Consider the following 13867-nt stretch of genomic DNA (forward strand, 5'->3'; position numbering starts at 1 on the left):
CGCCCTCCGCCGGCCGGACTCGCCAGCCGCCGCACCGCCACCGCCCCGCACTCCGCCAACCGTCCAAACGAACATCACACCGCTCCTCGCCACGCGCCGCACGGCGCACAGGAACCAGCAGTGACACCGTCCACCGCCTGTGACATCGGCACCCGGACAGAGGGCGATCTCCGTCACCCGCTGTGACGCCTCTCGCCTCACGCGGCCCGGCAGTGTAGACATGGGCACATGGTCCGACTTCCGGACCGTTCCGGGACCCGGTCGCACCGCCGTCCCGGCGGTCCCCGTGCCCGCCGCGCGAGCGATCGCGCCCACGCAGCGCACGGGCGGCGCACGACGCGGACTCCGCGCAGTACGCCCACCCGCCCGGGTGGACACCCGGCCGAGCCGGAACCGGGCCGCATCAGCGCACTGCGGTCGGCGCTGACCGGGCGCAGCATCGCCCGGCAGGTGTTCGTCCTGCAGGTGGTGATCGTGCTGCTGCTGGTGGTGGCCGCGGTGGTGGCGCTGTATCTGCAGGTCCGGCACGACAGCACGCAGGAGGCCCGCAACCGGTCGGTCGCCGTCGCGCAGGCGTTCGCCAATGCGCCGGGCACCCGCGAGGCGCTCAGCAGCCCCGAGCCCACGAAGATTCTGCAGCCGCGGGCGGAGGCCGCCCGCAAGGCGACCGGCGTCGACTTCATCGTCGTCATGAACACCGACGGCATCCGCTACACCCACCCGAAGCCGGACCGCATCGGCAAGAAGTTCGTCGGGACGATCGCCCCCGCGCTGGCCGGGGGGACAGTGACCGAGGAGATCAACGGGACGATCGGGCGGCTGGTGCAGGCGGTCGTGCCGATCAAGGACCCGCACGGCAAGGTCGTGGGCCTGGTCTCGGCGGGCATCACGACCGCGACCGTGGGTGGCACCGCCGACCGGCAGCTGCCCCTCGTCCTGTTCGCCGCTGCCGGGGGACTCGCCCTGGCCACCGGCGGCACCGCGCTGGTGAGCAGACGGCTGCTGCGCCAGACGCACGGCCTCGGCCCGCACGAGATGACCCGCATGTACGAGCACCACGACGCGGTGCTGCACGCCGTGCGCGAGGGCGTGCTCATCGTCAGCGGTGAGGGCCGGCTGCTGCTCGCCAACGACGAGGCGCACCGTCTGCTCGACCTGCCCGCGGACGCCGAGGGCCGGCACGCCCTCGATCTGGGCCTCGCCCCGGACACGGCCGAGCTGCTGGCCTCCGGGCGCGTCGCCACCGACGAGGTGCACCTGGTCAAGGACCGGCTGCTTGCGGTCAACCAGCGGCCCACGGACGTGCAGGGCGGCCCGCCGGGCAGTGTTGCCACGCTGCGCGACTCGACCGAGCTGCGCGCCCTCTCCGGCCGGGCGGAGACGGCACGGGAACGCCTCAACATGCTGTACGACGCCGGGGTGGGCATCGGCACCAGCCTGGACGTCACCCGTACCGCGGAGGAGTTGGCGGAGCTCGCCGTGCCGCGGTTCGCCGATTTCGCCACGGTCGACCTGTTCGACGCGGTGCTGGGCGGGGGCCAGCCGGAGGGGGTGACTTCTCTGCGCCGTACCGCGTCGAGCGGGATCCGTGAGGACGCACCGCTGTACAAGGTGGGCCGGCAGATCAAGTTCGTGGACTCCTCGCCGCACGCCCGGAGCCTGCACTCCGGGCAGGCCGTGCTGGAGCCGGACCTCGGTGCGGCGCCGGGCTGGCAGGCGCAGGATCTGGAGCGCACCGCCCAGGTCGTCGAGTACGGGATCCACTCGCTGATCACCGTGCCGCTGCGCGCCGGCTCGCTGGTGCTCGGGGTGGTCAGCTTCTGGCGCTCGGAGAAGCCCGAGCCCTTCGACGCGGACGAACTGGCCCTCGCGGAGGAGCTGGTGGCCCGCGCCGCGGTCTCCATCGACAACGCCCGCCGCTACACGCGTGAGCACAGCATGGCCGTGACACTGCAGCGGAGCCTGCTGCCCCGCCGCCTGCCGGAGCAGAGCGCGCTGGACATCGCCTACCGGTATCTGCCGGCGCAGGCGGGAGTGGGCGGGGACTGGTTCGACGTACTGCCGCTGTCGGGTGCCCGGGTCGCCCTCGTGGTCGGCGACGTCGTCGGGCACGGGCTGCATGCCGCGGCCACCATGGGGCGGCTGCGCACGGCGGTCCACAACTTCTCCGCCCTGGACCTGCCGCCCGACGAACTTCTCGCGCTGCTCGACGAGTTGGTCGGCCGCATCGACCAGGACGAGACGGCGGACGGCGGCAACGCCCCGGTCACCGGCGCGACCTGCCTGTACGCGATCTACGACCCCGTGTCGCGCACGTGCACCATCGCCCGGGCGGGCCATCCGCCGCCGGCCCTCATCCGGCCCGACGGCGAAGTGGAGTTCCCCGACGTGCCTGCCGGCCCCCCGCTCGGCCTCGGCGGCCTGCCGTTCGAGACGGCCGATCTCGTGCTGGAGGAGGGCAGCCGTCTCGTCCTCTACACGGACGGGCTGGTCGAGGACCGGGAGCGGGACATCGACGAGGGGCTCGCGCTCCTGCAGGGGGCACTGGAGCGCGCGGGAGAGTCGCCGGAGGACACCTGCCGGGTGGTGCTCGAATCGCAGCTGCCGGCCAGGCCGAGCGATGACGTCGCCCTGATCGTGGCCCGTACCCGCGGACTCGACGCCGACCGGATCGCCGACTGGCAGGTGCGCAACGACCCGGCGGCCGTCGGTGAGGTGCGGGCCTCCGTCAGCCGCAGGCTCACCGAGTGGGGGCTCGACGAGCTGACGTTCACCACGGAGCTGATCCTGAGCGAGCTGGTCACCAACGCGATCCGCTACGGCGCCGACCCCATCCAGGTGCGCGTGCTGTTCGACCGCACCCTGATCTGCGAGGTCTTCGACAGCAGCAACACATCGCCGCACCTTCGGTATGCGGCGATGACGGACGAGGGGGGCCGCGGGCTGTTCCTGGTGGCGCAGCTCGCCGATCGCTGGGGCACCAGGTACACCCCCGAGGGCAAGGTCATCTGGGCGGAACAGCCGTTGCCCTGACTCACCACCTTTTGGTCCGTACCTGGTTCGTACGACCCTACGAACTTCTTCCGCGACGGGTGTGCGTCACGTCGTCGCTCTGATAGGAAACCTTCCTATCAGTGTCAGTACGGCCAACTCCCCACCCCCCACCACCACTTGGAGCCCCCGTGACGCACCCCGCCAGCGACCCTGCACGCCCAGCCGGCATCGCACGCCGCACCGTCCTCGTGGCGGCCGGAGCATCCCTCGCCGCAGCGCCCTTCCTGCGGCCCTCCCACGCCTCGGCCAGCCCGGCCGCGGCGGGCTGCGTGGGCCTCGACGATCCGGCGAAGAAGGAGATCGCCATGAAGCTGGTGTCGAGCGCGGAGAACTCCTCGCTCGACTGGAAGGCGCAGTACAAGTACATCGAGGACATCGGCGACGGCCGCGGCTACACCGCCGGGATCATCGGCTTCTGCTCCGGCACCGGCGACATGCTCGACCTCGTCCAGCTCTACACCGACCGCAAGCCCGGCAACGTCCTTGCCAAATACCTCCCGGCGCTGCGCGCGGTGAACGGCTCCGACTCGCACGAGGGCCTGGACCCCAACTTCCCCCGCGACTGGCGCAAGGCGGCCCAGGACACCGCGTTCCAGCAGGCGCAGAACGACGAGCGCGACCGTGTGTACTTCAATCCGGCCGTCCAGCAGGGCAGGGCGGACCGGATCGGGACGCTGGGGCAGTTCGCGTACTACGACGCCATCGTCATGCACGGCGACGGCGACGACCCCACCAGCTTCCGCAACATACGCAAGCGCGCCCTGAACAAGGCCAAGCCGCCGGCGCAGGGCGGCGACGAGGTGGCGTACCTGAACGCCTTCCTCGACGCCCGGGTGTGGGCCATGAAGCAGGAGGAGGCGCACAGCGACACCAGCCGGGTCGACACCGAGCAGCGGGTCTTCCTGCGCAACGGCAACCTGTGTCTCGACACCCCGCTCAACTGGAAGGTGTACGGGGACAGTTACCACATCGGCTGAGCGCTGCGCCGGGCTGCCGTACCGCCCCCGCACGGTACGGCAGCCCGGCGGTGCCAGGCCGATGCCCGTGTTCGAGTTCCCGTTCCCCAGTCATAAAATTGATTTATGAGCTCATAGAGCGGACCCGTGTACCGACTTAGGCTTGCCTTAGCTTAGGCTTCCCGTTCGAGTCGTCTGTCATCGCTCGAAGGGAACCTGATCATGCCGCGCCCCCTGCGGGTAGCCATCGTCGGAGCCGGCCCCGCCGGGATCTACGCCGCCGACGCCCTGCTCAAGTCCGAGGTGGCCGCCGACCCCGGTGTGTCCATCGACCTCTTCGAGCGGATGCCCGCCCCGTTCGGCCTGATCCGCTACGGCGTCGCCCCCGACCACCCCCGCATCAAGGGCATCATCACGGCCCTGCACCAGGTGCTCGACAAGCCCCAGATACGCCTCTTCGGCAACGTCGACTACCCGACCGACATCAGCCTGGACGACCTGCGCGCCTTCTACGACGCCGTGATCTTCTCCACGGGTGCGACGGCCGACCGCGCCCTGCCGATCCCCGGCATCGACCTCGACGGCTCGTACGGCGCCGCCGACTTCGTGTCCTGGTACGACGGCCACCCGGACGTGCCGCGCACCTGGCCGCTGGAGGCGGAGAAGGTCGCCGTGCTCGGCGTCGGGAACGTCGCACTCGACGTGGCCCGCATCCTCGCCAAGACGGCGGACGAGCTGCTGCCGACGGAGATCCCGCCGAACGTCTACGACGGCCTGAAGGCCAACAAGGCGCTGGAGGTCCACGTCTTCGGCAGGCGCGGCCCGGCGCAGGCGAAGTTCTCCCCCATGGAGCTGCGGGAGCTGGACCACTCCCCCAACATCGAGGTCATCGTCGACCCCGAGGACATCGACTACGACGCGGGCTCGATCGAGACCCGGCGCGGCAACAAGCAGGCCGACATGGTCGCCAAGACCCTGGAGAACTGGGCCATCCGCGACGTCGGCGACCGCCCGCACAAGCTGTTCCTGCACTTCTTCGAGTCGCCCAGCGAGATCCTCGGCGAGGACGGCAAGGTCGTCGGCCTGCGCACCGAGCGCACCGCCCTCGACGGCACCGGCAACGTCAAGGGCACCGGCGAGTTCAAGGACTGGGACGTCACCGCGGTCTACCGTGCGGTCGGCTACCTGTCGGACAAGCTGCCCAAGCTGCCCTGGGACCTCGACTCGGGCACCGTCCCGGACAAGGGCGGACGGGTCGTCCAGGAGTCCGGCGAGCACCTGCAGTCGACGTATGTCACCGGCTGGATCCGGCGCGGTCCGGTGGGCCTCATCGGGCACACCAAGGGCGACGCCAACGAGACGGTGGCCAACCTGCTGGACGACCACGCGAACGGCCGTCTGCAGACGCCGGGTTCACCCGAGCCCGAGGCCGTGGACGCGTTCCTCGCCGAGCGTGGCGTCCGCTTCACCACCTGGGAGGGCTGGTACAAGCTGGACGCCGCGGAGAAGGCGCTGGGCGAGCCGCAGGGCCGTGAGCGCGTGAAGATCGTCGAGCGTGAGGACATGCTCGGGGCGAGCGGCGCCTGACGCGGACGAACGCCGGTCGTGCCACGCCTCGCAGGAGCCTGGCACCACCGGCGTCGGCTTCGCACGGAACCCCTGATGTCGCTCATGCGTTCCTCCCTGTGGGCGTACGACCGCGGGGGCCGTGCGGAGACGAGCGGGGTGGGGCGTGGCACACGTACTGGTCATCGGCGGCGGCACAGCCGGCACGGCGGCGGCTCTGGCCCTGCGCAAGGCGGGCTTCGAGGTGACCGTGCACGAGGCGCATCCCGGCTCGGCCGAGGATCTGGGCGCGTTCCTCACCCTCGCCAGCAACGGCATGCGCGCCCTCGCTCAGCTCGACGCCTCTGCCGCGGTCACGGCGCTCGGCTTCCCGCTGACCTCGATGCGGGTGCTGGACGACTCGGGCGCCGAGCTGGCACAAGTACCCCTCGGTGAAGCCGCCGCCCCTCTCCTGCAGTACCGCTGCCTGCGCCGCGGCGACCTCACCGCGGCCCTGCAGGCGGAGGCAGCACGCCGCGGCATCGTCATCCGGCACGGCGCCCGCCTCGCCTCCGTCCAGGACGGCGCCGACGGCGTCACCGCACACTTCACCGACGGCAGCACCGCGACCGGCGACCTGCTGATCGGCGCCGACGGCCTGAACTCCACGGTCCGCCGGCAGATCACCCCGCAAACCCAGCCGTGCTACGCCGGCCAGCGGGTCTTCTACGGCTACACCGGCGCCGCGGAGCGGTCGGGACCGGAGGCGTGCATCACCATGGTGCGCGGCAGCACGGCGGCCTTCGGCTACGCCGTCTCGCCCGACGGGGAGACGTACTGGTTCGCACGTGTGGGCGGCGAGCCGCTGGACGCCGACGAGATCGCGAACGGTTCGCCCGCCGACTGGCGTGAACTGCTCGTTCCGCTGCTGCGCAAGGACACCACTCCCGCCGCGGACATCGTCGCGGCCGCCGGTGCCGAGGTCATGGTCACCAACGCCACCGAGATACCCGCCGGCACTCCCTGGCGCTCCGGCCGCCTCCTGCTCATCGGCGACGCGGCCCACGCGGCCTCCCCGGCGACCGGTCAGGGCGCGTCCATGGCGCTGGAGGACGCGGTGATCCTCGCGAAGTGCCTGCGCGACGCACCCGGCACCGACACGGCGCTCAGCCTGTACGAGAAGCTGCGCCGGCCACGCGTCGAACACAACATCACCGTGAGCGGGAACATCTCCCGGGGCACGCACTCCCCGTCCCCGGCCGGGCCTCGGGGTACGCCTCCTGCACGGCCCGGGGAGGATGGACTGATACGTCTGCTGGAGTGGGAGTCCGACATCATGGAAGAACAGTCGGCCGGGAACGCGTGAGCGTGCCGGGCACCAGCCGACGGCCGGAAGAGGCACCGCCCTGACACCCCCTCAGCCTGTTACCGTCCCCCGGTGTTCTCCCTCACAGAGCCCCCTTTCTTCACACGTCTGCGCGATGCCCGGCGGGTTCTCGTCGCCGGTACGGGCGGCGGCTTCGACGTGTACGCCGGCCTTCCGCTGGCCCTCGCGCTGCGCTCGGCGGGCAAGGAGGTCCATCTGGCCAACCTGTCCTTCGCCGATCTGTACGGGCTGGACATGGACGTGTGGCTGGAGGCGGACGTCGCGGCCGTCGGGCCCGACACCGCCGCGCGCGGTGACTACTTCCCGGAGCGCACCCTCGCCCGGTGGCTGGAAGGGCAGGGCCTGCCGGCCACGGTGTACGCGTTCCCGCAGACCGGGGTGCAACCGTTGCGCGCCGCGTACCGCGCTCTCGTCGAGCATCTCGGCGGCGTCGACGCCCTGGTGCTGGTGGACGGCGGGACCGACATCCTCATGCGGGGTGACGAGCACGGCCTGGGCACACCGGAGGAGGACATGGCGAGCCTGGCCGCCGTGAACGGGCTGGACGAGATACCCCAACGGCTCGTCGCCTGCCTGGGGTTCGGGGCGGACGCCCATCACGGGGTCAACCACTCCCTGGTGCTGGAGAACCTGGCCGCGCTGGACCGGGACGGCGCCTACCTGGGCACCTTCTCGCTCCCGCGCGAGAGCAGGGAAGGCGCCCTCTACCTCGACGCGGTCGCCCATGCCCAGCGCAGCACGCCCGAGTACCCGAGCATCGTCAACGGCTCGGTGGCGGCAGCCGTACGCGGTGAGTTCGGCGACGTCCGCTTCACGCGGCGCACGAAGGACAGCGAACTGTTCATCAACCCGCTGATGTCCTTGTACTTCTGCGTGGACGCACCCGGTCTCGCCCGCCGGAACCTCTACCTGGACCGGCTGGAGAACACCGCGCTGATGCGCCAGATCAGCGCCGTCATCGAGGACTTCCGCGCCGGGCTGGCGCGCCAGCGGCCTCCGCGCGTCTACCCGCACTGAGCATGGGGGGCGGCAGCGCCGGCCCCGGCCCCCGCGCGGGTCAGCGCCCGGCGAGGTCTCGTCTGGCCACCACCGTCAGCGCCAGGGTCAGCAGCGTGAGCGCGGCCGTCTGGCCGAGGGCGGCGCCGACGAAGGCGGCGGGGACGGGAAGGCCCAGCCAGGGATACAGCGTGGCGCATCGCACCGCGATGAGCAGCAGGCCCAGCGCGGCCAGTGCCATGGCGCCGCAGGCGGGGCGCGTGTCCATGCGGCGACGGCGCAGCAGCAGCCAGCCGAGCGCCCCGAGGACGAAGCAGGTGGCCGGCGCCCAGACGGCGTCGGGCGTGGCGGGCAGCACGACCTCGGACGCACCCATCACCACACTGCAGGCCGCGAAGACGAGGCCGGGTGTGCCGACGGGCAGCACGGCCGCGGGGGCGTCCCGGTGGTGTGCCGCGCACAGGGCGAGCGCCGGCAGCCAGGCGAAGAGCGCGCCGGCGGTGGCGAACCACGGGTCCCACGGCTCCAGTTCGAGCACCAGCGGACCGGCGAACGGCCACAGCGTGGGCAGCGCGGCGAGCAGCACCGACGTCCGGGCGAGGCGCCGGCGGTCGTGCAGGAGGGCGAAGTATCCGACCGTCCACAGCAGCGGCAGCGTCCACTGGGCGGCCCCGACGACGCTCATGAGCGGCCCGCGGCCGGTGAATCCCGTCAGGAACATGTCCCACTCGCGTGCTCCGTGCGTGCCCGCCCAGGTCAGCTCCAGGACCCGGTCGACGACCGCGGCGGCGGCCTGCAGCAGCACGGCGAACAGGGCGAAGCGACGGACGGCCGACCCGAGCAGGGCGTACGGCCGGGGCGCCCCGGTGGCGGCGAGCCTGCTGCGCACGGCGAGGGCGGCGATGCTCGCCACCTCGCCCAGGGTGGGCCTGCTCTGGTCCTGCAGCTCCTCGTCGACGTCCCACAGGAAGACCTCGACCATCTCCTCCTCCCGGCCCCGCCGGTAGTAGGCGGGCAGCAGGCGCAGCACCGTGCGACAGCGCTTCTCGAGCAGCGTCGTCATGCCACACCTCCTGCCAGTCCTGGGCCTGCGGACGGTTTCGCGACCGCGCCGGGGGTCTTGCGCCCCTCGGCGATGCGCGACTTGGCGGCGCTGGCGCCGGCCGCCATGCGCTCCGCCTCCGCGTCGAGCGCCCGCATGCCTTCGTCGGTCAGGCGGTAGTAGCGCCGCAGCCGGCCCTCGTGGACCTCCTCGCGGTCCAGGACGATCAGCCCGTCCGCGGTGAGCCGGTCCAGGACGCCGTACAAGGTGCCGACGCGCAACTGCACGGCGCCGCCGGAGACTTCCTCGACCTCCCGGAGAATCCCGTAGCCGTGCCGGGGCTGGTCGGCCAGGGCGGTGAGGACGAAGAACGCCGCCTGAGTCATGCTCCTCGATGCCATGCCGCCATGATATCTCGGCTTCCGATATATAACCCAAGAGCGAGTCATACGGCGCGGCGGTACACGAACAGGACCCGCCCCTAAGCGGATGGTGGGCGGGCCCTGTTCGCGGGCGCCATTGTGGCGGGCCCCGTACGCCGGGGATACGGGTGAACCGGGTGTCCTGGAGTGCGTTCCTCGCACCCCGAGTGCACCGCGCGCCTCCCGTGCGAGCACCCCCCGGGGGCACCCCGCCGGCGCGCGGCGACGATACTGGTGGATACACGTGCCCCCGCCCTCAGATGGACTCATGCGTACTTCGCCCTCCGTCCGACCGACCCCGTCCCCCACCCTGTGGCTGGCCCGCGGCAGCCATACCGGGCCCGATGCCGAAGACGTCGTACGCCGGACGCTGCACCGGCTCAAGGACGAGGGGACCATCGACGACCATCTGGAGGTGGCCGTCTCCGAGACCTCCGCGAGTACTTCGGACTGCGTCTTCGAGGCGCGTTGGACGGTCGCCGAGTCGGTGACCGTGCGGGCCAGGCTGACCCTGACGCCCGATGCCGGCACCGGCGTGGAATGGGTGCTGGCGGCGGAGGCGGAACGCCCCTGGGAGCAGGCGTGGCCCTCCCCCGCCACCATGTTCTGGCCCGCCGAGCCGGATGCACCCTGGGACCACCAGCCCGGCACGGGGTTGCGCCTGCGGGAGGCCAACCGCCTGCCCGCGGACGACAAGGACATCCGGCGCCTGCTCCGCAACTCCGTGCACGGAGCCTGGAACATCAACCTCGTCGTGCACGAGGCGATGACGCCCGACGAGCGCGGGCGGCTGCCGCTCGGCCCGCTGTTGCCGCCGAGCCTGCGCCACCGCGTGCTGGAGCACCGTGCCGCACCGGACCAGCTGCGTATCGTCAACCGGGCCCTGCGCGAGTTCGGGGTGCAGGTCCCGCGCGGCGGTGCCGTCCTGCTGCCCACCACGCCGGCCCCCGAAGGCTTCGACGCGGACGACTTCTCCGTACGCACCGTCTTCCTCGACGGCTCACGGCCCGCACAACTCGTCGACGCCCTGACCCGTTTCGCCGCGCTGCCGCTTCCGCTGCCGGACGGCGCCGAGGAGGCCGTCACCGCCCTGCGGGACGACTGGCAGCTGAGGACGATCGAGGAGGAACTCGCCCACGCACGGGGGCTCGTGGCCATGTACGCCGAGGCGCTCGAGGCCATGACGAAGTCCCGGGATCTGTACCGCGAGGCCGCCGAGCGCGCGCACGAGGCGCTGGCCGTCTACCGCGAGAACGGCGACGGGCCGCCGGCCCGGCCGCAGCCGCCCGCTCAGCCCCAGGGCTCGCCCTTCCAGCAGCTGACGCGGAAGCTGGAGCGGCTGAAGGACACCGCCAAAGCGCTGCGTCCCACGTCCGCCCCGGACAGCGGACAGGAGGCGGAGGGCGCAGTCGAGCGGCCGGACTCCTCCGGCCGCTGAGCACCTGGGCACGGGAACCGCCTGCGCGGGGTTTGTCCACCGACGCCGAAGCGCCCGCGGTCCGGAGAACCGCGGGCGCGGGGCCGCGACGCCGTGCGGGCGGCGGGGACGCGGCGCATCAGTCCAGACGCCGTGCCGTGGCCAGAGGACGGGCAGGAGCACCCCCCAGGGCGGGAGGGCGCGCTGCTGCGCGCAGGACCAGGGCCGTCACTGCCGTCAGTGCCGCGATCACGGCGACCAGGCCGGCGAGCCAGCCCGGGGCGAGCGTGAGGTCGAGCGCCCGGAACAGCGACCGCGAGCGGAACCCGCGGTACAGCTCGGCCCCGGCGAGCAGCGCCGGCAGCACGGCCGCGACCACGAGCACGGCCCGGACGGGACGCAGGGTCACCAGTACGGCCAGCAGGGCGTACAGGATCGACACCGCGATGCCGGAGGCGTACACGTCGACGGACGTGCCCGACTTGTACATCGGGAACCAGAGCAGCGCGCACAGGAAGAGTGCGGCTGCGACGAGCAGGCCCGCCCACGGCGGGCGCTCGGCGGCGCGGCGCGGCGCGCCGACGGGCTGCCTCGGCATGGTGTCGCCACCGTAGGAAGGCAGGACCGTCGGGAACGGCGGAAGGCCGCTGCCGGTGCCTTCCGGGCGCCAGTCCGCCTCGCCGGGCTGCGGAAGCGACGGCTCCGTCTTCGGCGGGGCGGGGTGGGCACCGCGTTCTGTGCTCAGCCGGCCGATGAGTTCCACGAGGTCCTCCACGGACCGCGCCGCGGCGACCGCCTTTGCGGCCTCCTGTCCGAAGCGGCGCTCCGTCGACGGCAGGTGCAGCAGCGCCATCAGCCGGGTCACTTCCTCCACCGGACGGTTCTCGGCCGCCGCACGGATGACCTCGTCCGCACTGGAAGGGTCGCGCGGCGGTTGGGTCAGCAGGGTGACCAGACGGGTGACGTCCTCCACGGAGCGGTCCGTGCCGACCGCGCGCAACGCGTCGATGGTGGCCTTCGCATACTCCGGGGACTGCTCCAGCATGGTGATCAGGTTGGCGACTTCCTCCAGTGGCCGGTCCGCGATGGCGGCATGCACCAGGGCGCTGGCCGGGTCGTCGTGCGCGCCGACTATGGAGGGGTCGTAGGGACGGGGTGATGAAGAGCGGATGCTCATGACTCTCCTCCATGGAATAGACGGAACGGTTCACCTGCTCTCGCATCTCCCGGCGCGTTTCACGACGTTGCGATGCAGTGCCATTACTAAGCGCCGCTTCCGGTCCGTGCCAGTCGGGATGGGCCACAGGTGTGAGGCACTGTCGCGCTTCTGACGGGGTGACGGAGGACGTACGAACGCCGGAAAGGGGAATCCGGGACAAGGGGCGCGCCGTTCGGCACGCCGGATGGAGGAGGACCGTGAAATGGACCACAACGGTGATCGTGGTCGCCGTTGCCCTCGCGGCGCTCGCCCTCGCGGTGGCCGTCGCCCTGCTGGTACGGCTGGTGCGGACGCGGCGCGACCTGATGCGTGCCGGGCTTCCGACCGGTCGGCGCTGGGTCTTCTGGGGTGCCGTCCTGTACTTCGTGCTGCCGACCGACCTGCTGCCCGACCCGGTCTACCTGGACGACATCGGCGTCCTTCTCCTTGCTCTGCGCAGCATGCGCGGCCCTTTGGACGGGCCGAATCGTCACGAATCCTCCCTGTGACTACGCAGAGTAAGGAAACCAATCACTCGTTCGATTCGTATAAGTGACTGGAAGGGCAATGCAGTCGGCGGGCCGGGCGGCGCCGCGGGGAGCGGACCGCCGGGTCGGTGCTGCACTGACGAGGGAGACACGATGCAACCGTTCGCGCTCAACTACGCACGTCCGGCGGTGGAGTTGGAAGCCACGACTCCGTACGTCTACGACTCCGGGCTGCAGTTGAACGTGCTCATGGACGGCCGGGTCGCCGCCGGCGACCTCGCGCTGCTCAGAGAGTTGGGGACCACCACGTCCACCGCGGGCTCCAAGACACACTTCGACGACTGAACGCGGAACCGCCCACTATGACCGTGCTGATCCTGACCTGTGAAGAGGACGTGACCGCCGACATGGTGGTCGTGCACCTCAACGCGTCCGGGGTCCCGGTGGTCCGCCTGGACCCCGCCGACCTGCCCGGCGCTGTCGCGTTGTCCGGTGAGTACGTGCACGGCCGTTTCCGCGGCCACCTCCAGTCCGCGGGCCGCCTGGTGAGCATCGCCGGGCTGCGGTCGGTCTGGGTGCGCAGGCCGGGGGATGCGGCCGCGCGGGCGGCCCAGCCATCCGCCTGGCTGACCGAGGAGTCCGCCCAGGCCCTGTACGGCATGCTGCGGGGCTCGGACGCCCGCTGGATGAACCATCCCGACGCGGCCCGCCGGGCCCGGCACAAGCCGTGGCAGCTGCGGCTCGCCCAGCGCTGCGGACTGCCCGTGCCGGCCACCTTGATCACGACGTTTCCGCAGGCGGCCCGGGAGTTCGCCGACCGCTATCCGGATCTGGTGGTCAAGCCGGTGTCCGGGGCCCATCCGCAGGATCCGCCCCGGGCGGTACCGACCAGCAGGGTGGCGCCGGACACGGACTTCTCCGCCGTGGCGTTCGGGCCGACGCTGCTGCAGCGGCGGGTGGGCAAGCGGGCCGACATCCGGCTGACCGTGGTGGGCGAGCGGCTGCTGGCGGCCCGCAAGGCGGCTGCCGACGACGCGGATCCGGACGATCCCGGTGCGGTGGACGTGCGCTTCGCCTCGGCCGACATACCGTGGCGTGCGACCGACGTCCCGCCGCGCATCGCCGACGCCGTCCGCTCTTACCTGCGTGAGGCCGAACTGGCTTACGGCGCCTTCGACTTCGCCGAGGACGCCGACGGCACCTGGTGGTTCCTGGAGTGCAATCAGTCGGGGCAGTTCGGCTTCGTCGAGGTGGAGACGGGGCTGCCGATCGCCCGGACCATAGCGGAGTGGCTGGCTCGTCCCGGGCCGGAGCCGCAGACACGAGTCAACGGCTCCAGCACCACGGTGTGTTGAGGGCGGC

Annotated in this window: 12 protein-coding genes; 9 read left to right on the forward strand and 3 right to left on the reverse strand. The window is 71.8% G+C overall.

Translation table 11 applies throughout. The features are described 5' to 3' along the window. Nucleotides 1-228 precede the first annotated feature (228 nt). The 5 genes from ACWCRD_RS33045 to ACWCRD_RS33065 all read left to right on the forward strand — a co-directional run bounded on the left by ACWCRD_RS33045 (nt 229) and on the right by ACWCRD_RS33065 (nt 7959). Nucleotides 229-3033: a SpoIIE family protein phosphatase gene (locus tag ACWCRD_RS33045; RefSeq protein ID WP_450969415.1), complete on the forward strand. Its 2805-nt coding sequence runs from the start codon at nt 229-231 to the stop codon at nt 3031-3033. A 149-nt stretch (nt 3034-3182) separates the two neighbouring features. Continuing rightward, nucleotides 3183-4031, forward strand: coding sequence for a chitosanase (locus ACWCRD_RS33050; protein ID WP_450969416.1), 849 nt, complete (start codon nt 3183-3185; stop codon nt 4029-4031). A gap of 201 nt (nt 4032-4232) precedes the next feature. Beyond that, nucleotides 4233-5597, forward strand: coding sequence for an FAD-dependent oxidoreductase (locus ACWCRD_RS33055; protein WP_450969417.1), 1365 nt, complete (start codon nt 4233-4235; stop codon nt 5595-5597). Nucleotides 5598-5742: 145 nt separating this feature from the next. Then, the gene (locus ACWCRD_RS33060; RefSeq protein WP_450969418.1) at nt 5743-6921 is read left to right on the forward strand and encodes an FAD-dependent oxidoreductase; all 1179 of its coding nucleotides are present in this window, start codon (nt 5743-5745) and stop codon (nt 6919-6921) included. A 72-nt stretch (nt 6922-6993) separates the two neighbouring features. Beyond that, nucleotides 6994-7959, forward strand: a complete 966-nt coding sequence (locus tag ACWCRD_RS33065; protein ID WP_450969419.1) for a DUF1152 domain-containing protein — start codon at nt 6994-6996, stop codon at nt 7957-7959. A 40-nt stretch (nt 7960-7999) separates the two neighbouring features. Here the strand turns inward: ACWCRD_RS33065 and ACWCRD_RS33070 are convergent, their stop codons facing one another. Together ACWCRD_RS33070 and ACWCRD_RS33075 are read right to left on the reverse strand one after the other, a co-directional pair. After that, the gene (locus ACWCRD_RS33070; protein WP_450969420.1) at nt 8000-9001 is read right to left on the reverse strand and encodes a hypothetical protein; all 1002 of its coding nucleotides are present in this window, start codon (nt 8999-9001) and stop codon (nt 8000-8002) included. After that, nucleotides 8998-9366, reverse strand: a complete 369-nt coding sequence (locus ACWCRD_RS33075) for a PadR family transcriptional regulator (protein WP_450969502.1) — start codon at nt 9364-9366, stop codon at nt 8998-9000. Before ACWCRD_RS33075 ends, ACWCRD_RS33070 begins: the two co-directional genes overlap by 4 nt. 304 nt (nt 9367-9670) lie before the next feature. On the opposite strand from ACWCRD_RS33075, the gene ACWCRD_RS33080 reads away from it, so the two are divergent. Beyond that, the gene (locus ACWCRD_RS33080; protein ID WP_450969421.1) at nt 9671-10840 is read left to right on the forward strand and encodes a hypothetical protein; all 1170 of its coding nucleotides are present in this window, start codon (nt 9671-9673) and stop codon (nt 10838-10840) included. A 118-nt stretch (nt 10841-10958) separates the two neighbouring features. On the opposite strand, the gene ACWCRD_RS33085 is transcribed toward ACWCRD_RS33080, so the two are convergent. Next, complete coding sequence (locus ACWCRD_RS33085) at nt 10959-11996, reverse strand: hypothetical protein (protein ID WP_450969422.1); 1038 nt, start codon at nt 11994-11996, stop codon at nt 10959-10961. 239 nt (nt 11997-12235) lie between these two features. On the opposite strand from ACWCRD_RS33085, the gene ACWCRD_RS33090 reads away from it, so the two are divergent. The 3 genes from ACWCRD_RS33090 to tgmB all read left to right on the forward strand — a co-directional run bounded on the left by ACWCRD_RS33090 (nt 12236) and on the right by tgmB (nt 13860). After that, on the forward strand, nt 12236-12526 hold the full coding sequence (locus ACWCRD_RS33090) for a YkvA family protein (protein ID WP_450969423.1): 291 nt from the start codon (nt 12236-12238) through the stop codon (nt 12524-12526). Between the two features lie 132 nt (nt 12527-12658). Further along, entirely contained in the window at nt 12659-12850 is a 192-nt protein-coding gene (tgmA, locus tag ACWCRD_RS33095) for a putative ATP-grasp-modified RiPP (RefSeq protein WP_099933570.1), read from the forward strand. A gap of 17 nt (nt 12851-12867) precedes the next feature. Further along, nucleotides 12868-13860: an ATP-grasp ribosomal peptide maturase gene (gene tgmB, locus ACWCRD_RS33100; protein WP_450969424.1), complete on the forward strand. Its 993-nt coding sequence runs from the start codon at nt 12868-12870 to the stop codon at nt 13858-13860. The last annotated feature ends 7 nt before the right edge of the window (nt 13861-13867 follow it).

This window comes from Streptomyces sp. NPDC002092, from assembly GCF_053593775.1.